Annotated in this window: 13 protein-coding genes; 5 read left to right on the forward strand and 8 right to left on the reverse strand. The window is 61.9% G+C overall.

The window, feature by feature from the left end:
• Positions 1-63: 63 nt before the first annotated feature.
• Positions 64-4,098, reverse strand: coding sequence for an ATP-dependent RNA helicase HrpA (gene hrpA, locus V8G57_RS03010; RefSeq protein ID WP_342828151.1), 4,035 nt, complete (start codon positions 4,096-4,098; stop codon positions 64-66).
• A 310-nt stretch (positions 4,099-4,408) separates the two neighbouring features.
• On the opposite strand from hrpA, the gene V8G57_RS03015 reads away from it, so the two are divergent.
• Positions 4,409-6,085 (forward strand): peptide chain release factor 3, encoded by a 1,677-nt coding sequence (locus V8G57_RS03015; RefSeq protein ID WP_342828152.1) that lies wholly within the window; start codon positions 4,409-4,411, stop codon positions 6,083-6,085.
• Between the two features lie 84 nt (positions 6,086-6,169).
• Here the strand turns inward: V8G57_RS03015 and V8G57_RS03020 are convergent, their stop codons facing one another.
• Positions 6,170-7,498, reverse strand: a complete 1,329-nt coding sequence (locus V8G57_RS03020; RefSeq protein ID WP_144740353.1) for a C4-dicarboxylate transporter DctA — start codon at positions 7,496-7,498, stop codon at positions 6,170-6,172.
• A gap of 556 nt (positions 7,499-8,054) precedes the next feature.
• Here V8G57_RS03020 and V8G57_RS03025 point away from each other — a divergent pair.
• The 3 genes from V8G57_RS03025 to V8G57_RS03035 all read left to right on the forward strand — a co-directional run bounded on the left by V8G57_RS03025 (position 8,055) and on the right by V8G57_RS03035 (position 10,670).
• On the forward strand, positions 8,055-8,795 hold the full coding sequence (locus V8G57_RS03025; RefSeq protein ID WP_092398459.1) for an acetoacetate decarboxylase: 741 nt from the start codon (positions 8,055-8,057) through the stop codon (positions 8,793-8,795).
• Between the two features lie 42 nt (positions 8,796-8,837).
• Entirely contained in the window at positions 8,838-9,620 is a 783-nt protein-coding gene (locus tag V8G57_RS03030; RefSeq protein ID WP_092398461.1) for a 3-hydroxybutyrate dehydrogenase, read from the forward strand.
• A 99-nt stretch (positions 9,621-9,719) separates the two neighbouring features.
• Positions 9,720-10,670, forward strand: a complete 951-nt coding sequence (locus V8G57_RS03035; RefSeq protein WP_342828153.1) for a hypothetical protein — start codon at positions 9,720-9,722, stop codon at positions 10,668-10,670.
• 37 nt (positions 10,671-10,707) lie between these two features.
• Here V8G57_RS03035 and V8G57_RS03040 read toward each other — a convergent pair whose 3' ends face one another.
• The 5 genes from V8G57_RS03040 to hemC all read right to left on the reverse strand — a co-directional run bounded on the left by V8G57_RS03040 (position 10,708) and on the right by hemC (position 16,336).
• Positions 10,708-12,027: a hemolysin family protein gene (locus tag V8G57_RS03040; protein ID WP_092398465.1), complete on the reverse strand. Its 1,320-nt coding sequence runs from the start codon at positions 12,025-12,027 to the stop codon at positions 10,708-10,710.
• 185 nt (positions 12,028-12,212) lie between these two features.
• A complete protein-coding gene (locus V8G57_RS03045) occupies positions 12,213-13,409 on the reverse strand; it encodes a heme biosynthesis protein HemY (RefSeq protein WP_342828154.1) in 1,197 nt (398 codons plus the stop codon).
• Between the two features lie 4 nt (positions 13,410-13,413).
• On the reverse strand, positions 13,414-14,598 hold the full coding sequence (locus V8G57_RS03050; RefSeq protein ID WP_342828155.1) for a uroporphyrinogen-III C-methyltransferase: 1,185 nt from the start codon (positions 14,596-14,598) through the stop codon (positions 13,414-13,416).
• Positions 14,595-15,395, reverse strand: a complete 801-nt coding sequence (locus tag V8G57_RS03055) for a uroporphyrinogen-III synthase (RefSeq protein ID WP_342828156.1) — start codon at positions 15,393-15,395, stop codon at positions 14,595-14,597. The genes V8G57_RS03050 and V8G57_RS03055 overlap by 4 nt, the downstream gene beginning before the upstream one ends.
• Positions 15,395-16,336: a hydroxymethylbilane synthase gene (gene hemC / locus V8G57_RS03060; RefSeq protein WP_092398473.1), complete on the reverse strand. Its 942-nt coding sequence runs from the start codon at positions 16,334-16,336 to the stop codon at positions 15,395-15,397. Before hemC ends, V8G57_RS03055 begins: the two co-directional genes overlap by 1 nt.
• 336 nt (positions 16,337-16,672) lie before the next feature.
• On the opposite strand from hemC, the gene ppc reads away from it, so the two are divergent.
• Positions 16,673-19,546, forward strand: a complete 2,874-nt coding sequence (gene ppc, locus V8G57_RS03065; RefSeq protein WP_342828346.1) for a phosphoenolpyruvate carboxylase — start codon at positions 16,673-16,675, stop codon at positions 19,544-19,546.
• Here the strand turns inward: ppc and V8G57_RS03070 are convergent.
• On the reverse strand, positions 19,543-20,649 hold the full coding sequence (locus tag V8G57_RS03070; RefSeq protein WP_342828157.1) for a mechanosensitive ion channel family protein: 1,107 nt from the start codon (positions 20,647-20,649) through the stop codon (positions 19,543-19,545). The two genes, ppc and V8G57_RS03070, sit on opposite strands and share 4 nt — an antisense overlap.
• Positions 20,650-20,681 lie beyond the last annotated feature (32 nt).

Genomic DNA, 20,681 nt, shown 5'->3' on the forward strand with positions numbered 1-20,681 from the left:
GCAATTTTACGCGAAAACCCTTTTAAAACAGCGGTTTCACGCGCTACCGGCGGTCTATGGCTTCTAACGCTGCATGGTTTCCCATACTTTCTGCAAGCGCTTGACCGAAACCGGCATCGGCGTGCGCAATTCCTGCGCAAACAGCGACACCCGCAGCTCTTCCAGCAGCCAGCGGAACTCGGCCTGCTTCGGATCGCTCTTGCCGCCGCGGTCCTTCTGCGCCCGCTGCCAGGGCGTCGCCACCTGCATCCATTCCGCCATCAGCCGCGTATCGCGGCTCGGATCGGCGCGCAGCTTCTCCAGCCGCACGTTGACCGCCTTCAGGTAGCGCGGGAAATGGGTCAGGTTGGCATAGTCGTTATTGGCAATGAAACGCTTGCCGACCAGCGACTGCATCTGCGCCTGGATATCGGCCACCGCCTGCGGATGGCCCTTGGCGCCCTGCAAACGCTTCGGCAAGCCGTGGTACTCGGCCAGGATCAGCGCCGCCAGGCGTGCAATTTCATTGCACAGCAAACCCAGGCGCGACTTGCCTTCATCCTTGCGCTGGGTGAATTCGGCCGCCGTCCTGGGCAGCGGCAGCTGCATGCAGGCGCGCTCCAGCCCGGCATAAATGATCTGGTCGCGCAGCTCTTCCTGCGATCCCAGCGCCAGGAACTGCATGCCCATCTGCTGCAGGCCGGGGATGTTTTTCTCGAGGAATTTCAATTGTTCCTTGAGCTGCAAGGCGAACAGCCGGCGCAAGCCAAGATGATGGATCCGCACCGCTTCGTTCGGATCGTCGAAAACTTCCAGGTCACAGTGCGTGACCCGGTCCACCAGCGCCGGAAAACCGATCAAGGTCTGCTTGCCTTGCTGGATTTCCAGCAGTTCGGGCAGTTCGCCGAAGGTCCAGCCGGTCAGGTTGCTGAATTGCGCGTTGGCGCTGTCGGCGGCCTTCGCGGCTGGCTGGGCCGTGACACGGCTGGCCGCCGGCGCCACTGTTTTGCCCGTTTGCTGCGTTTCAGCGGCGGCTGCGGCCGTACTGTCGTCAGCCACCGTCACGCTCGCCAGTTTCTGGAAACTCTCGCGCGCCTGGCCGCCGAACTCAGCTTGCAAGGCAGCCAGGTTGCGCCCCATGTCAAGCTGGCGGCCATGTTCGTCGACCACCTTGAAGTTCATCGAATGATGGGCCGGCAAGGTTTCCTGCTTGAAGTCCGTGCTGCGCGCGGCGACGCTGGTTTCCGTGCGGATGTCCGCCATCAAGGCATCCAGCAGGCTGCCGTGGCCGAACACGTGGCGCGCCTGTATACGCTCGCAGAAGCCGGCGGCGTAGTCCGGCAGCGGCACGCAATTGCGGCGTATCTTTTGCGGCAGGGATTTCAGCAGCAGATGGACTTTCTCCTTCAGCATGCCGGCCACCAGCCAGTCGCAGCGGTCGGCATATACCTGGTTCAGCGCATACAGCGGCACTGTCAGCGTCACGCCGTCGCGCGGCGTGCCGGGCTCGAAGTGATAGGACAAAGCCATTTCGATGCCGGCCACCCGCATCACCTTCGGGAACAGCTCGGTAGTGATGCCGGCCGCTTCATGCCGCATCAGGTCGTCACGGTTGAGGAACAGCAGCTTGGGCGTCTGCAGGCTGACATCTTTATGCCATTTTTCAAACGTGATGCCGTTGCAGATATCGGCCGGGACCAGCTTGTCGTAGAAGGCAGCAATCAGCTCGTCGTCCACCAGCACATCCAGCCGGCGCGACTTGTGCTCCAGGTTCTCGATCTCGCGGATCAGTTTCTGGTTGTGTGCGAAGAACGGCGCCCGGGTCTCGAATTCGCCGCCGACCAGCGCATCGCGGATGAATATCTCGCGCGCTTCCTGCGGATTGATCAAGCCGAAATTGATGCGGCGCTGGCTATACACCACCAGCCCGTACAAGGTAGCGCGCTCTGACGCCGAGACCTGCGCCGTGCGCTTTTCCCAGCGCGGCTCGCCATACGATTTTTTCAACAGGTGGGCGCCGACCTTCTCCAGCCATTCCGGCTGGATCTGGGCGATGCAGCGCGCATACAGGCGGCTGGTGTCGACCAGCTCCGCAGCCATCACCCATTTCCCGGCTTTCTTCGACAAATGCGAACCTGGCCACAGATGGAACTTGATGGCGCGCGCGCCAAGGTAGTGCGTGTCTTCGTCGGCCTTGAAACCGACGTTGCCGAGCAACCCGGTCAGCAAGGCGCAATGCAGCTGTTCATAGGTAGCCGGCGCTTCGTTCAGGCGCCAGCCCTGCTCGCGCACGATGGTCAGCAGCTGCGAATGGACGTCGCGCCATTCGCGCAAGCGCAATTGCGACAGGAAATTGGCGCGGCAGTTGTCCATCAGCTGGCGGTTGGTTTTCTTGTGCTCGATCGCCTCTTCAAACCATTTCCAGATTTTCAGGTAGCTCAGGAATTCCGATTTTTCGTCGGCGAATTTCTTGTGTGCCTGGTCAGCCGCGCCCTGCGCTTCCAGCGGCCGGTCGCGCGGATCCTGCACCGACAAGGCGGCGGCGATGACCAGCATTTCGCTCAGGCAGACATTGTCCAGCGCCGCCAGGATCATGCGGCCGACACGCGGATCGAGCGGCAGCTTGGCTAGCTGGCGGCCGGTCTTGGTCAGCTGGTTGCTATCGTCGACCGCGCCCAGTTCCTGCAGCAGCTGGTAGCCGTCGGCGATAGCGCGGCCCGGCGGCGGTTCGATGAACGGGAAAGTCTCGACGTCCGTCAGGTGCAGCGATTTCATGCGCAAGATGACGGAAGCCAGCGACGAGCGCATGATTTCCGGCTCGGTGAATTTCGGCCGCTGCAGGTAGTCCTGCTCTTCGTACAGGCGGATGCAGACGCCGGCGGCAACCCGGCCGCAGCGGCCGGCGCGCTGGTTGGCGGCGGATTGCGCAATCGGCTCGATCTGCAGCTGCTCGACCTTGTTCCTGTAGCTGTAGCGCTTTACCCGCGCCAGGCCGGCATCCACCACATAGCGGATGCCCGGCACGGTGAGCGAGGTTTCCGCCACGTTGGTCGCCAGCACGATGCGGCGCGCATTGGACGGCTTGAATACGCGTTCCTGCTCCTGCGCCGACAACCGCGCGAACAAGGGCAGGATTTCAACGTGGGCAGGATGATGCTTGCGCAGCGCTTCGGCGGTATCGCGGATTTCGCGTTCGCCCGGCAGGAACACCAGCACGTCGCCGGAGCCGATCCGCGCCAGCTCGTCGACCGCGTCCACCACCGCATCCATCAGGTCGCGTTGCTCGCGGTCGCGCTGGGCTGCGCTTTGCGGCGCATGTTGAGGAATATTCGGCTTGGCTGCGGCAGCGGCGGGATTGACGCCGCTGCGGTCGGCATTGTCCACCGGCCGGTAGCGCACTTCGACCGCGTACAGGCGGCCGGACACCTCGATCACCGGCGCCGGCTTGTCAGCCGTGCCGAAATGGCGGGCGAAGCGGTCGGCGTCGATGGTGGCCGACGTGATGATGATTTTCAGGTCGGGCCGCTTGGGCAGCAGCTGCTTCAGGTAACCCAGCAAGAAATCGATGTTCAGGCTGCGTTCGTGCGCCTCATCGATGATGATGGTGTCGTACTGGCGCAGCAGGGGATCGGTCTGGGTCTCGGCCAGCAGGATGCCGTCGGTCATCAGCTTGATCCAGGCGCCCTTGGTCAGGGTGTCGTTGAAACGCACCTTGTAGCCGACGTGCTCGCCCAGCGGCGAGTTGAGTTCCTGGGCGATGCGCTTGGCGGTCGACGAGGCGGCGATCCGGCGCGGCTGGGTGTGGCCGATCAGGCCGGTTTGGCCACGCCCCAGTTCCAGGCAGATCTTCGGCAGCTGGGTGGTTTTACCCGAGCCGGTTTCACCGCAGACGATGATGACCTGGTTGGCCGCGATCGCCGCCGAAATTTCACCGCGCTTGCCGGAAACCGGCAGTTCCTCGGGAAACACGACCGGCGGCAAAGGATTGCGCTCAGGCAACGGCCGCACAGGTTCCGGGCGTGGCGATGCCGGACGCGGCTGGGATGGACGGCCAGCGGTGCGCTGGGAACTTGGGCGATCGCTTGACCGCGCTGGTTTGTTGGATTCTGATACTGACATGAGGATGGAATTATACAGAGCGCCATAGCTAACGCCTCGGCATATCGGCAACTGTTTTGGCTGCCGCATGAAATTACTACAATAACAACGCCGGTGAAACCCGCAGCCAGCGAATTAAAGCCATGGCCGTTTTGCCAACCGTCGTCCGCTACACTACATACGCTATAATCGCGGGTTATCGAAATTGCGTGAAACTGCCCGGCTCTGCCAACATGCAGCCGCAACCGCGGCCGGCAGGTTTTCCGTCTTTTTTCTCGCATCCATTATTTATTCTCAAGGCAGGCGGCCGAGATCGCCTGAACCACGCATCATGCAAGAACCCGTCTCCGAGCAGCCAAACGACAATGGCGCGGCCGATAGCGCCGACATCGTCGCCCACAATGTCTCCGTCGAACAGATCGCCAGCGAAGTGGCGCGCCGCCGTACATTCGGCATCATTTCCCACCCGGACGCCGGCAAAACCACGCTAACCGAAAAACTGCTGCTGTTTTCGGGCGCGATCCAGCTGGCAGGCACCGTCAAGGGCCGCAAAAGCGGCCGCCACGCGACCTCGGACTGGATGGACATCGAAAAGCAGCGCGGCATTTCGGTCGCCAGCTCGGTCATGCAGTTCGAATACCGCGACCACGTGGTCAACCTGCTCGACACCCCGGGCCACCAGGATTTCTCGGAAGATACCTACCGCGTGCTGACCGCGGTCGACTCGGCGCTGATGGTGATCGACGCCGCCAAGGGCGTCGAAACCCAGACCATCAAGCTGCTCAACGTCTGCCGCATGCGCAACACGCCGATCATCACCCTGATGAACAAGATGGACCGCGAAACCCGCGATCCGCTGGAACTGCTGGACGAACTGGAATCGGTGCTGAAGATCCAGTGCGCGCCGGTGACCTGGCCGATCGGCATGGGCAAGACCTTCCGCGGCGTGTATCACCTGCTGCGCGACGAGATCCTGCTGTTCGCCGCCGGCAACGACAAGGCTGACCAGACGTTTGAAGTGATCAAGGGCATCGACAATCCGCGCCTGGATGAAATGTTCCCGCGCGAAATCGAACAGCTGCGGATGGAAGTCGAACTGGTGCACGGCGCCTCGCATCCGTTCGACCAGGAAGCCTTCCTGGCCGGCGTGCAAACCCCGGTATTCTTCGGCTCGGCCATCAACAACTTCGGCATCCGCGAAATCCTCAACGCGCTGATCGACTGGGCCCAGCCGCCAGGCTCGCGCGATGCGACAGTGCGCACCGTGGAGCCGAAAGAAGCCAGCTTCTCCGGTTTCGTGTTCAAGATCCAGGCCAACATGGACCCGGCGCACCGTGACCGCATCGCTTTCCTGCGCGTCTGCTCCGGCCATTTCCAGCGCGGCATGAAAATCAAGCACCTGCGCCTGAACCGCGAAATCAAGGTATCGAACGTGGTGACCTTCATGGCGTCCAGCCGCGAACAGGTAGAAGAGGCATATGCCGGCGACATCATCGGCCTGCCCAACCACGGCAACATGCAGATCGGCGACAGCTTTTCCGAAGGCGAACTGCTGCAGTTCACCGGCATCCCCTACTTCGCGCCGGATTTCTTCCGCTCGGTGCGGATCCGCAATCCGCTCAAGATCAAGCAGCTGCACAAAGGCTTGCAGCAGCTCGGCGAAGAAGGCGCGATCCAGGTCTTCAAGCCTGTCACCAGCAGCGACCTGGTGCTGGGCGGCGTCGGCGTGCTGCAGTTCGAAGTGGTGGCCAGCCGCCTGCTCAACGAATATGGCGTCGACGCCGTATTCGAAGGCACCAGCATCAGCAGCGCGCGCTGGATCACCTGCGACGACAAGAAGATCCTGGCCGATTTCGAGAAATCCTCGGCCGGCCATAACGTTGCCTATGATGCGGCCGGCAACATGGCTTACCTGGCGACCTCGGGCGTGAACCTGCGCCTGACGCAGGAGCGCTGGCCGCAGGTGGTGTTCCATGAAACGCGGGAGCATGCGGTCAAGCTGAACTGATCCGGCAAGCTGCGGACGTAAAAAAAGGAGATGCGATTGCATCTCCTTTTTTTTCATTTCAGGGCGCTGGCCCTGAAAACAAACTTACGAATGCGTGCGCTGGTCCGCCTGTTCTACCGCGGCATCGTGCTTGGCCAGTTCCTGCTCCGCGTCGATACCCTTGTTATCCAGCTGGCGATGCAACTGCTGCTCATCCAGCTCGCCAGTCCACTTCGCCACGATGATCGTCGCCACGCCGTTGCCGATGGTGTTGGTCAAGGCGCGCGCTTCCGACATGAAGCGGTCGATGCCGAGGATCAGCGCCAGGCCGGCGACCGGCACATGGCCGACTGCCGACAAGGTCGCCGCCAGCACGATGAAACCGCTGCCGGTGACGCCTGCGGCGCCCTTGGATGTCAGCAGCAAGACTGCCAGCAAGGTCAGCTGCTGGAACAGGCTCATCGGCGTATCGGTAGCCTGGGCGATGAATACCGCCGCCATCGTCAGGTAGATCGACGTGCCGTCCAGGTTGAATGAATAACCGGTCGGGATCACCAGGCCGACCACCGATTTCTTGGCGCCCAGGTTTTCCATCTTGCCCATCAGGCGCGGCAGCACCGATTCCGACGACGAGGTGCCGAGCACGATCAGCAGTTCTTCCTTGATGTACTTGACGAACTTCCAGATGCTGAAGCCGTGCACCTTGGCGACCACGCCCAGCACGCCGAAGATGAACAACAGGCAGGTCAGGTAGAACGCGCCCATCAGCTGGCCCAGCGACAGCAAGGAGCCGAGGCCGTATTTGCCGATAGTGAATGCCATCGCACCAAAGGCGCCGATCGGTGCGACCTTCATGATCAGGCCGACCATGCCGAACAGCACATGCGAGAATTTTTCGACAAAATCAAACACCAGCGTGCCGCGGCCGCCGAATTTATGCAGCGCGAAGCCGAACAGTATCGCGATCAGCAATACTTGCAAGATCTCGTTCTTGGCAAAAGCATCAACAAAACTGCTTGGAATGATGTGGAACAGGAAGTCGCTGGCGGACTCCATCTTGCCCGGACCTGTATATGCAGCAATGCTCTTGGTATCGAGCGCGCTGAGGTCGACGTGCATGCCGGTGCCCGGATGCCAGACATTGACCACTACCAGGCCGAGGATCAAGGCCACGGTGCTCATGATTTCAAAATACAGCAGGGCCAGGCCGCCGGTCTTGCCGACTTTCTTCATGTCTTCCATGCCGGCGATGCCGATCACCACGGTACAGAAAATGACCGGCGCGATGATCATCTTGATCAGCTTGATGAAACCGTCGCCGAGCGGCTTCATCGCCGCCCCGGTTTCCGGGTACAGATGTCCAAGCACGACGCCGATCACGATGGCGGTCAATACTTGCACATAAAGGGATTTGTAGAGCGCTGGTTTTGCCATTTGTCCTCTCCGATTAGATTATTACGTTTTTTTTTAGAATATCGCCGCTGCTCGCTACATCCAGCGCCGATCATACCGCCTGCGTCCATCGACAGCACTGTCCTTGCATTCCCCCTGAATGGCGCCGGACAGGAAAAGATGGAAAAAAGAGCGCAACTTTAGCTGATAACGCTAACATCACTCAAGTTATTTACACTCGCCGACGCGAAATTGCATTTTGTGCAATCATTGTTCGATACGTCTGCCGCAATCTCTTGAATTGACAACCTTGATCAGCATTCTGTTCTGTATTGCTCTTTAAGTAAATTCCTCATGAGATATTTATCGGGCAAGATTATCGGACAAGACCTGAGATAGTCTTGTCACATTGGGTGTGTATCTTGCTTAAGGGCAGACGTATAGTGTCGGATTGCTTTTTTACCAATCCCGCGGTTTGCACCGGCGCCGGAATTTTTGCCTGGTGAAATGCACGGAAAAGTAATGGCAACCTTTCGCCTGCTTCACCTGTCACAGACAAGCCGTATTACAGCAAGTCCTTTCATAGCGAGGAAGAAATATGACTGAAAACGATGTCCGCAACAACGCCTTTGCGATGCCTATCCACAATCCGGCCTTTCCGCCCGGCCCCTATCGTTTCGTCGACCGCGAATTCCTGATCATCACCTATCGCACCGACCCCGAAGCGCTCAAGAAGATGATTCCGGCGCCGCTGCAGTTCGTCGAGCCTATCGTCAAGTTCGAATTCATCAAGATGCCTGACTCGACCGGCTTCGGCCATTACTGCGAATCGGGACAGGTCATCCCGGTAACGCTGGACGGCGTGGCCGGCGGCTATGTCCACAACATGTACCTCAACGACCACCCGCCGATCGCCGGCGGCCGCGAACTGTGGGGTTTCCCGAAGAAGCTCGGCAGCCCGGAACTTCAGGTGCACACCGATACGCTGATGGGCACGCTCGACTACAGCGACTTCCGCATCGCCACCGGCACCATGGGCTACAAGCACAAGACGCTCGATAGCGCCGTGGTGAAGAAGTCGCTGGAAGCGCCGAGCTTCCTGCTGAAAATCATCCCGCATGTGGACGGCACCCCGCGCATCTGCGAACTGGTACAGTACAGCCTGACCGACATCACCGTGAAAGGCGCCTGGAGCGGCCCCGGCGCGCTCGATTTGCACCCGCATGCGCTGGCCCCTATCGCCGACCTGCCGGTGCTGGAAGTTATCTCCGCGGTACATATCCTGACCGACCTGACCCTGCCGTTGGGTACCGTCGCTTACGATTACCTCGCCAAGTAAGTACGCAAACAAGCACGTCAATAAACAAGTAAAGGAATAGCCATGTCACTCAAAGATAAAGTTGCACTGATTACCGGTTCCGCCAGCGGCATCGGCAAGGAAATCGCCATCGAATACGCGCGCGCCGGCGCCAAGGTCGTGATCGCCGACCTGGCGCTCGACGCCGCCACCGCCACCGCTAACGAGATCAGCCAGTCCGGCGGTATCGCCATGGCGGTCGCCATGAACGTCACCGACGAAGCGCAGGTCGACAAGGGCATCGCCGATGCCGTAGCGGCCTTTGGCAGCATCGACGTCCTGATCAGCAATGCCGGCATCCAGATCATCGCGCCTGTCGTCGACTCGACCCTGGACAACTGGAAAAAAATGCTGGCGATCCATCTCGACGGCGCCTACCTGACTACCCGTGCAGCGATGCGCGAAATGATCAAGAAGGGCAATGGCGGCGCCATCATCTACATGGGTTCGGTGCACTCGCACGAAGGTTCGCCGCTGAAGGCGCCGTACGTCACCGCCAAGCACGGCTTGATCGGACTGGCGAAAGTAGTGGCCAAGGAAGGCGCAAAAGACAAGATCCGCGCCAACGTCATCTGCCCAGGTTTCGTCCGCACGCCGCTGGTGGAAAAGCAGATTCCTGAGCAAGCCAAGGAACTCGGCATCACCGAAGAGCAAGTGATCAAGAACGTGATGCTGAAAGACACCGTGGACGGCGAATTCACCACCACCCACGATGTCGCGCAAACCGCAATCTTCCTCGGCGGCTTCGAATCCAACGCCCTGACCGGGCAATCGATCGTGGTCAGCCACGGCTGGTTCATGCAGTAACAGCTTGCGGCAGCCAACGCCGGACAAGAAGGGCAAGAAATCGTCTTGCCCTTTTTATCAAGCGCGATCCGGCAGCCGCATCCAATCCGGGAAGTCATTTTGAGCACAACTTATTTTTTGCCGGCGCCAGCCCCTCGGCTGCGCCTGAAGCATGGCCTGTGTTGCCTGTTGCTGCTGGCAGGCAGCACCACCCTGCTCGCCAAAACCGAGCAGGCCACGGCGGCCGAGGCGCCGCCGGCGTTTGCCAGCCGCCAGGCGGCGCTTGCGGCCTTGCCGCCGCTGATGCTGTGGGTAGGAGAACGGCCGGACGACGTCCGCACCTGGGTCGGCGGCAGCGCCCGCCAGGCAAAACTCAAGGGCGGCGCCGACAATCAGCCCGTGCCGCCAGTCCAAGACCAGCGCATGGGCGTTGCGGTACTCGACACCACCATCCTGCTGCGCGACGGCAGCGCCAGCGTCCGCCGCCGCCAGCAGCCCTTGCAGCTGCCGCCGGCCTGGTACGCGCAAAACGGCGTGCAGCAAAAAGCGCCGCTGGTGACCATCGTCCATATCGACATGGCGCGCGGCGCGCGCAAACCGCAACTGAACGAAAAACAGAAACGGATCATCGTCAACGCCATAGTCGCCGCCGCGGCCCGCAGCCCGAGCCAGGTAGTGCAGCTCGATTTCGAGGTCATGCATAGCCAGAAGCCGTTCCTGGCGGATGTCGTGAAACGCAGCCGCGACGCCTTGCCGGACAATGTCGCCTTGTCGATCACGGCGCTGGCTTCATGGTGCGTGGGCGATGCATGGCTGGCCGACCTGCCGGCCGACGAGATAGTGCCGATCGCGTTCCGCATGGCCGGCGACGCCGGCCGCATGCGCGATGTGCTGAACCACGAGGGCCACTTCCCGCGCCCGGAATGCCAGCCCAGCCTGGGCCTGTCGCTGGATGAACAGCCGTGGCCGGACAAGCTGCGCAGCCAGCGGCTTTACCTGTTTAACCGGAATGCCTGGTCGGGGACGCCGATGGCGGGCTGGGCGGTAAGGCTGGGGGCGATTTTCCCCTAAGCCTGGCGTCGCTCAGGATTGACGGCGCCTGGGCCGCTCAAGTCTCCGCCGCGCGAGCGGCCGGATAAACCTTCACCAGCACAATCCGCGGCCCGTTCATTTTCTTGACCACGATGTCGAAGCCGTCGAATGCGATTTTCTGCCCTTCATGCGGCAAGTCGCCGAGCTTGGCCATGATCAGGCCGCCCACCGAGTCGACGTCTTCGTCGCCCTCGATCACGACATCGATGCCGAGTATCCGTTCCAGGCTGAAGATCGGCAGGCTGCCCTTGCCCAGCAGGGTGCCGTCGTCGAGGCGGCTCCATTCGTTGTCGTTGCGCCGGAATTCGTCGCGGATTTCGCCTACCATCGCCCCCAGCAGGTTATCCAGCGTGATGAAGCCTTCCGGCTTGCTGCCCTTCTTGCCGATGATGGCGAAATGCGGCGAGCCGGTGCGGAAGCGGCGGAACAGTTCCAGCGCCGGCATGCGCGACGACACATACTCCACCGGCCGCAGGTAAGCGTTCAGGCCTTCGATCGACTTGCCTTCCTGCTGCGCGATGAACAGATCTTTCAGGTGGATCACGCCCAGCACATTGACGCCGCTCTGGTCGAAGTAGGGATAACGGCTGAAGCGGTGGCGATAGATGGTCTGCAGGTTTTCCTGCAAGCTGCGCGCCTGGTGCAAAGCGGTGATTTCGTTGATGGGACGCATCAGGTCGGATACTTCAAGCTCGCTGAAATCGAGCGATTGCGCCAGGACGTTCCATTCCTCGCGGTTGAATTTTTCTCCGGCATGGCTGCCGCGCAAGATCAGTTTCAGCTCATCCGCCGAATACTGCGCATCGTGGCCGTGGGCGCCGGCCAGGCCGGCCAGGCGCAGGATCCAGTTGGCGCTGGCGTTGAGCGCCCAGATCGCCGGGTACATGGCCCAGTAAAACCCGTACAGGGGCAAGGCGCACCACAGGCCGATCACTTCGGGATTACGGATCGCCACGGTCTTGGGCGCGAGTTCGCCGATCACGATGTGGAGGAAAGAAATCAGGAAGAAAGCGAAGAAAAACGAAATGCCGTGTATCAGTTCCGGTGAGCTGATGCCGATCCAGCCGAACACCGGCTGCAGCAGGCTGGCGAACGCCGGTTCGCCGATCCAGCCCAGGCCCAGCGAGGCGAGTGTGATACCGAGTTGGCAAGCGGACAGGTAAGCGTCCAGCTGGCGATGCACTATTGCCAGGATGCGCCCGCGCAAGCCTTGGGTCTTGGCGATGGCGCGGATGCGGGTCTGGCGTAATTTGACTAAACCGAATTCGGCAGCGACAAAAAAGCCGTTGAGCGCTACCAGAAATAATGCTGCGATAACCAATAACAGGTTGTTCAATGAATCTCTTTCATGGGTAATGACGGATTACAAGTATAGGCGAGGATTGCGCTTTCAACAAAAGCGCGGAGGATCCGCCGTTGCAAACAGCGCCGGCCAAGAAAAACGGGGCAGGGTTTTACGCCAGACTGCGTATCAACCCTGCCCCATTCCAGCGTAGCGCACGGCTACCGCGATATTCCCGATTACAGCGTGGTAGCCAGCGCACACTGGCGATAATGTTCGGCGGCCAGCGCCTGCTGGTCGATTGCTTCATGCAGCTGCCCCAGTTTCAGATGCGCTTCGCGCACCGTGGCCGGCGCTACGGCGTCCGACAAAGCCTGCTCCAGGTGGCGCTGGGCCTTGCCCCACAATTTTTGCCTGAAGCAGAACGTGCCCAAGGTCAGCGCCAGCTCGGGGTCATTGGGCGCCCTGGCGGCCCAGTGCTCGCAGTGCTCGATTTGCGACAGCAGCTCGGGCGAGGCCTCGGCTGCAGCAGCGTCACGGTAGACCGCCAGCAAGCGCTGGTCCCATTCTGTCGCCAGGGATTTTTCGACGAGGGAGCGCGCTTCCGCATGCAAACCGCTCTTGTTGAATGCCTGGGCGCCGCGCATGGCGATGAATGGCTTGGTCCGGTCTTCGTTCGGCACCGTGCCCCACAGCCTGGCGATCGATTCGGCATCGTGCGCTTCATCCGACAGCAAGCCGTCGTATGCCAGCTCGCGCAAGCGTGTCGACAGGGCCGGATGCAAGGCGTCGTGCTTGTTCAGGGTCCGCACCAGGCGCAGCACTTCCGGCCAGTTCTTGGCTTGCTGGTTGGCTTTCAGCGCCAGCCGCAAGGCGTGGATATGGCGCGTGCCGCGCGCGTTCAGTTCATTAACGGTATGCAGCGCCGCCTGCGACTTGTGCTCGTCCACCAGCAGGTCCAGGGTGGTGATCAGGCGCGCCGTCTTCAGCGGCTCGTCATCTTCGATGCTGGCCAGCCAGATGTCGCGCCGTTCAGGCTGTCCCATGCGGTGGGCGGCGCGGGCGCCGATCAAGGCCGCCACGCCCAGGTTGTCGGGCAGTTCGGCGGCGCGCGTGGCGGCTTTCTCAGCCTGGCCGAAACGACCCTCGAACAAGGACTTGAGCGCATCGCGCAAGGCGTTGTTAGCAGTGGTTTCGCGTTTGTGGCGACGATAGCCGATCACTCGTCCGGGTAATTTCTGCGTGACCCGGATCGCCCGGATCAGCACATACAGGATGATGAACAGGATCGCCAGCGAGATGACGAAGAAGTTCAGCGACAGGTCAATCCGGTACGGCGGGAAAAACATCACCACGTTACCGGGGTTGTAACGCGCCAGCACGGCGAGGCCGATGGCGACTGCAAACAGAGCAACAAGCCGGAGAAAGAATCGCATAGGACTATGGCTTGCCTTTGTAAGTACGGATCGCCGCGGGGCTATCCAGCGCCGGCATGGTGATCGAAAGATTGCTGCTTTGGACCTGCTTGAGCAAGGTCTGCACGGTCTGGGTCTGCTTGGCCCGGGTGTCGAAATACTTGGTGATGGTTTCCTGGGCCGCGATCAGGTCGCTGCGGAACGCCGATTCGTTGCGCGACAGCAGGCCGAGGCGCGCATTGAGCAAACGCAGCTTCAGGTTTTCCCGGGCGTAGTAGGCCTGGGTCGGCGACAGCAGCAAGGCGTCTGGCGTATCGACGGTGCGTACCCGGATCAGCTGGCTGATCTCGGTCCACATCTCGCTGCTCCAGCTTTGCCATTTATCCTTCAGGCTGTTTTTCCAGTCGGTCACCACGGCATCCGCCGGCACCTGGGTCTTGGCGATATTGCCGCTGCCCGCGGCTTTCGGCTTGACGCTGGCCTCCGGCTGGTTGTTCGGCTTGCTGACGCCGACGATCGGTTTTTCATCGGACAGCAGCGGCATGCTGTCGATCTGGCCGATGATGCTGTCGAGGCGCACGGCGATGCCGGTCACATCCAGCGTCGGCAAGGCTTTCAGTTTTTCGATATCGCTGGCGATGGCGCGCCGCACGATGATGAATTGCGGCTTGTCGGAGCGCGACAGGTTCTTGTCGGCGTTCTGCAGCGCGATCAGCGCACCCTGGACGTTGCCAGCCAGCTGCAGCTGCTGGCTGGCGGTCGACAGCACGTCTTCCACCTGGGCCAGGGTCCAGTCGTCGCTGTTGCGGGACAGGTCCTTGTACAGCTGTTCCAGCGCCAGTTGCTGGCTTTGCGATTCAACCTGCTTGTTTTCCAGCACGCTGACCTTGCCTCGCAGTTCCTTGGCTTCATCCTGCACCGACTTCACCAGCACCTTGGTTTCCGTATTGGTGCTGTCGCCGACTTGCAGGCGGCGCGCCAGTTCCTGGCGCAGCTTGCCGTTCTCGTTGCGCATCGTCCACCACTGCGCCGCCAGCAGCAAGGCCAGCAACAGCAATATGCCGTACACCAGCCCAAGCGAACGCTTCGGCCCTTTGTCCTGGCTGACTTTGTAAGGCTGCAGCACGGGCTGCGACGGTGGCGATGCCGTGGCGCTGACGGCAGGACCAGCAGGCTGGTTCGATTCTGGAGTGGGTATCGATTCGTTCATAGCGGGAATTGTAACGCGTCGAGTAGCCGTTCGTCGCCTGAGCCGGTCAGAGTAACGTCAGTAAATCCCAGCACATGTGCCGTTTCGGCAATACGGGCATGCGGGACAAGGAGTTTCTGCTGTTGGATTTTTGCAACACCGGTGCTGCCCTCGAGCGCTTGCGCCAGGCCGACCAGGTGCCTGAGCGCTTCCGAGCTGGTCAATATCCAGTCGTTTTCGGAATCCAGCAGTGGCTGCAGGCGGGCTCTCAACGCCGCGTCGAGCGCCGGCGCCTGGCGTCGGTAGGCGGCTACGGCCTGCACCTTGACGCCCGCCGCCAGCAAGCTGTCGGCAAAAAATTCGCGGCCGCTCTCGCCGCGCACCAGCAACACCTGGCGTCCGCGCAAGGCGTCCAGGTCAAGCGCCTGCAGCAGCCCTTCAGAATCGGTCCTGGCTGGATCCGGCGGGCTGAAGATGGTGGTGTTCTGCGCCGTCAGGCCATGCCGCGCCAGCGCCGCCCTGCTGCCTTCGCCGACGATGCCGACCGGCAGCTGCGGCGGCCAGCCGGCGATATGGCGAAACGCCGCGTCGATTGCATTCGGGCTGACGAACACCACCAGCGCAAAGCTGGCGAGCTGGTCGAGGACGGCTTGCAACGGCGTGCTATCAACTAACGGCAAGATTTCCAGCAAGGGGAAAATCACCGGCTGGCGGCCGCGCGCGGCGATCTGCTGCGCCAGCGCAGAGGCTTGCTGCGCCGGCCTGGTGATGATGACCGGGCGCAAGGCAGGTCCGCCTCCTTGTGGCGCAAGCGGCACTAGGCCTCCTTGCACAGCGCCAGGATGGCTCCGGCGTCCTGCGCCTCCAGCGCTGCGGCAATCGTTTCTCCCAGCACTTCCGGGGCGTCGGCGGCGCCGCTGGCCTCAGCCACCGCAACCCGCGAGCCGTCCGGCGTGGCGATCATGGCGCGCAAGCGCATCTGGTCGCCGTCGATGGTGGCAAACGCCGCCAGCGGGATCTGGCAGCTGCCGCCAAAGGCGCGCGACAAGGTGCGCTCGGCGGTCACCGCCAGTTCCGTAGGCAAATGATTCAGGGGCGCGAGTATCTCTTGCAGGTCGGCACGGTCGGCGCAGATCTCGATCGCCATCGCGCCCTGGCCCGGCGCCGGCAAGCTCTGCTCCGGCTCGATCGGCGCCGTGATGCGGTCGGCCAGGCCCAGCCGCTTGAGGCCGGCCGCGGCCAGGATGATGGCGGCGTATTCGCCGCGGTCGAGCTTGGCCAGGCGGGTGCCGAGATTACCGCGCAAGGGCTTGATCTGCAGCAAGGGAAAGCGCGCGGCGATCAGGGCCTGGCGGCGCAGGCTGCTGGTGCCGACGACGGCGCCGGCAGGCAGCTGCTCCAGGCTGGCGTAGTCGTTAGACACAAACGCATCGCGCGGATCTTCGCGCTCCAGCACGGCGCTCAGCACAAATCCGGGCGGCAGCTCCATCGGCATATCCTTGAGCGAATGCACCGCCAGGTCGGCGCGGCCTTCCGCCATCGCCACTTCCAGCTCCTTCACGAACAGGCCCTTGCCGCCGACCTTGGACAGGGTGCGATCAAGAATTTGATCGCCGCGGGTGGTCATGCCGAGGATTTCTATATTACAGTCTGGATATAATGCAGATAACCGTTCGCGCACGTGTTCCGCTTGCCACATGGCCAGCGGGCTTTCACGCGATGCGATCACCAACTTGGAAGGGGAGGATATTTTCGACACAAGTTCTTTCAGATTTTAGCTGGTGGGGTGTTTCGCATGTAATGGCGCTTAAGAAATGGCGTATTTTCGTGCCAGGCTAGGCGCAAACCGGAGCGATAGCTGGCTATCGCGAGGATTTGCAACGACGCATGGCGTGAAAAGACGCAGTTTATTAAGTGCCATTATGTGCGTAACACTACACCAAGCAGCGCACTGGATTTTAGCATGCGCTGCGTACTGTTCCGGCGCACTGCCTCAGTTCAGCTTATATCAAAAGACTTATATAGACAGCGCCCGCTTGACAAGTTTCAAACCCTTCGTCCCCCACCCCAGAAAAGCTGATTGCACTCGTTCATTATGGCAAAACAATTGAATTCTGCTGTCCAGGTAAAAAAACCCGCCCCCAATAAAGATGCTCCGCTCAAAGAAGATATCCGCCTGCTGGGCCGCCTGCTGGGCGACGTGCTGCGCGATCAGGAGGGCGACGCGGTATTTGAAGTTGTAGAAACCATACGCCAGACGGCGGTGCGCTTCCGCCGCGAATCGGATCCGCAGGCCGGCGCCGACCTCGACAAGCTGCTCAAGAAACTCACCCGCGACCAGACCAACTCGGTGGTGCGCGCGTTTTCCTATTTTTCGCACCTGGCCAATATCGCCGAAGACCAGCACCACAACCGGCGCCGCCGCGCCCACCTGCTGGCCGGCTCCGCGGCGCAGCCGGGCAGCGTCGCCCACGCCCTGAGCAAACTGGATGACGCCGGCGTCTCCGGCGCCACCGTGCGCAGTTTCCTGAAAGACGCCCTGATTTCACCGGTGCTGACGGCGCATCCGACCGAAGTGCAGCGCAAGAGCATCCTTGATGCGGAACGCGAAATCGCCCGCCTGCTGGCCGAGCGCGACCGGCCGTTGACCGCGAAAGAACTGCGCGACAACACCGAACTGCTGCGCGGCCGCATCGCCACCCTGTGGCAAACCCGGATGCTGCGCTATACCAAGCTGACGGTAGCCGATGAAATCGAGAATGCGTTGTCCTACTATCGCATCACCTTCCTGCGTGAACTGCCGGCGCTGTACGACGACATCGAAGGCGAAATCGCCACCCAGTTCCCGACCCGCGCCCGCCAGCCCGGCGCTAGTACTGAACTGGCGCCCTTCGTGCAGATGGGCAGCTGGATCGGCGGCGACCGCGACGGCAATCCCAACGTCAACGCCGGCACCATGCAACGCGCATTGTCGCGGCAATCGACCACCATCTTCGATTTTTACCTGGAAGAAGTGCATGCGCTGGGCGCGGAACTGTCGGTCTCGACCCTGATGGTCAGCGTCAACCAGGAACTGCTGGCGCTGGCGGAAAGCTCACCCGACACCTCGGACCATCGCGCCGACGAACCCTACCGCCGCGCCCTGATCGGGATTTATGCGCGGCTGGCCTCGACCGCGCGCGAACTCGGCGCCACCAACATCCTGCGCCAGGAAGTCGGCGCCGCCGACCACTACGCGACACCGCAGGAATTCACCCAGGAATTGCAGATCGTCGAAGACTCGCTGCGCGCCCATCACGGCAGCGCCCTGGTCAAGCCGCGGCTGGCGACGCTCAAGCGCGCTTCCGAGATTTTCGGCTTCCACCTGGCTTCGCTCGACATGCGCCAGAGTTCCGATGTCCACGAACGGGTACTGACCGAACTGTTCGCCCAGGCCCAGGTAGAAGGCGCTTACGACAAGCTCAGCGAAGAACAGAAGATCGACCTGCTGCTGGCCGAACTGGCCAAGCCGCGCCTGCTGTACTCGCCCTACATCAGCTATTCCGACGAAACCGTCTCCGAACTGTCGATCCTGCGCGCCGCCGGCGAGATGCGCCAGCGCTACGGCGCGCGCTCGATCCGCAACTACATCATTTCCCATACAGAGACCGTATCCGATTTGCTGGAAGTCCTGCTGCTGCAACAGGAAACCGGCTTGCTGCGGCCTGCATCGACGACTGCCTCGGCCGCCGGCAAAGCCATGCCCGGCGCGCTGGACGTGATGGTGATTCCGCTGTTCGAAACCATTCCCGACCTGCGCCGCGCCGCCGCGATCATGGAGCAGTTCATGGCCTTGCCGCCGGTGGAACGGCTGATCGCCAGGCAAGGCAAGCTGCAGGAAGTCATGCTGGGTTACTCCGACTCCAACAAGGACGGCGGTTTCCTGACTTCCAACTGGGAGCTGTACAAGGCCGAGATCCAGCTGGTGCGCGTGTTTGACCGCGCCGGCGTCAAGCTGCGCCTGTTCCATGGCCGCGGCGGCACCGTCGGCCGCGGCGGCGGCCCGAGCTACCAGGCGATCCTGGCGCAACCGCCGGGCACCGTCAACGGCCAGATCCGCCTGACCGAACAGGGCGAGATCATCGCTTCCAAGTTCTCCAATCCGGAAATCGGCCGCCGCAACCTGGAGCTGCTGGTGGCGGCGACGCTGGAAGCGAGCCTGATGCCCAACAATGCCGACGCCAAGCAGGCCAAGAGGCTGGGCGAATTCGAGCAGCTGATGGATGGGCTGTCCGAGCGCGCTTACCAGTCCTACCGCAACCTGGTCTATGAAACTCCCGGCTTCACCGACTATTTCTTTGCAGCGACGCCGATCGCCGAGATCGCCGAACTGAACATCGGCTCGCGCCCTGCCTCGCGCAAATCGACGCGCCGCATCGAAGACTTGCGGGCGATTCCGTGGGGCTTTTCGTGGGGGCAGTGCCGTTTGCTGCTGCCGGGCTGGTACGGCTTCGGCAGCGCCATCGAAAGCTGGCTCGAGGAAGGCAAGGACAGCAAGCTCAAGGCCCCGAAGCTGGCGACATTGCGCGCCATGTACAAGGAATGGCCGTTCTTCGCCACCCTGCTGTCGAACATGGACATGGTGCTGTCGAAGACCGACCTGGCGGTGGCCTCGCGCTATGCCGGACTGGTCACCGACCGCAAGCTGCGCAACAGCATCTTCAAGCGCATCGTCGATGAACACGAACGCACCAGCAGCATCCTGTCAGCCATCACCGGCTCCAAGGACCGCCTGTCGGGCAATCCGCTGCTGGCGCGTTCGATCAAGAACCGCTTCGCCTACCTCGATCCGCTGAATCACTTGCAGGTCGAACTGATCAAGCGCCACCGTAGCGTGACCGCGGCCGGCCGCACGACGGAAGAACGGGTGAAACGCGGCATCCACCTGAGCATCAACGGCATCGCCGCCGGCTTGCGCAATACCGGCTAGCTGGAGGCGGCGGGCTGCTCTATGCTGGAACCGGCCGCCTTGGCCGGTTCGGCATCGAGCGCCGCACGCAGCCTTGGCAGGCTGCCCGGGTACTGCTGCGCGATGAAAGCGAGCATGGCTTCGCGGATGGCGCAGCGCAGGTCGAAGGCGGTGCCGGAATCCTTGGCGCTGACCAGCAGCCGCAGCTGCATGGCGCGCTCGCTGGCGTCGGTCACGTGCAGCACGCAGACCCGGCCGTCCCACAAAGGAGACTGCTTGCATATGCGCTCGAATTCGGCGCGCACGGCGGGCACCGGGACAGCGAAATCCAGCCACAGGAAAACCGTGCCGAGGATGGTCGAGGATTTATGCGTCCAGTTTTCGAAGGGGTTTTCGATAAACCATTGCAAGGGCACGATCATGCGCCTTTCATCCCAGATCCGCACCACCACGAAAGTGCCGGTGATTTCCTCGACCCGCCCCCATTCGCCCTTGACGATCAAGACGTCGTCGATGCGGATCGGCTGCGAAAACGCAATCTGCATGCCGGCGATGAAATTCCCCAGCACCGGCCGCGCCGCGATGCCGGCCACCAGGCCCGCCACCCCCGCCGAGGCAAGCAGGCTGGCGCCGAACTGGCGGGCGCCGGGCAAGGTCAGCAAGGCGAAACCCAGGCCGAGAAGCGCGGCAATGAAGTAAGCGCTGCGCGTCAGCACCCTGGTCTGGGTCAGGATGCGGCGGGCTTTCAGGTTGTCGGCGGCGCTGACGGGATTGAGCTGGACCACGGTGGCGCTTAACGCGCGGATGCAGCGCATCGCCAGCCAGGTCAAGGCGATGATCAGCGCCACCGAGGTCAGGCAGGACAGCGGCACCAGCCAGGGTGTCTCGTCCGGCGCCCCGGTCAGCACCAGGCGCACCGCGAACAGGATCAGGCACACCCGGCTGGCGTGATACGCGATAAAACTGGCGTTGGCGATGTAGGGCCGGTTGCCTGCCAGCCGCCGCAGCAGCATGATGCCCGCACGGTGCAGCAAGCCGGCCAGCAACGCCGCCAGCAGGGCTGCGCCAACGACGTAGAGGCTGGTCTCCAGGTATTGCAGTTCAGGGAAAATGCTCAGGTTCATCCATGGCCCTCATCGGTTGGTCGAATCCGGCG

It is taken from the genome of Collimonas rhizosphaerae, from assembly GCF_038896935.1.
GTDB classification, from domain to species: domain Bacteria; phylum Pseudomonadota; class Gammaproteobacteria; order Burkholderiales; family Burkholderiaceae_D; genus Collimonas; species Collimonas rhizosphaerae.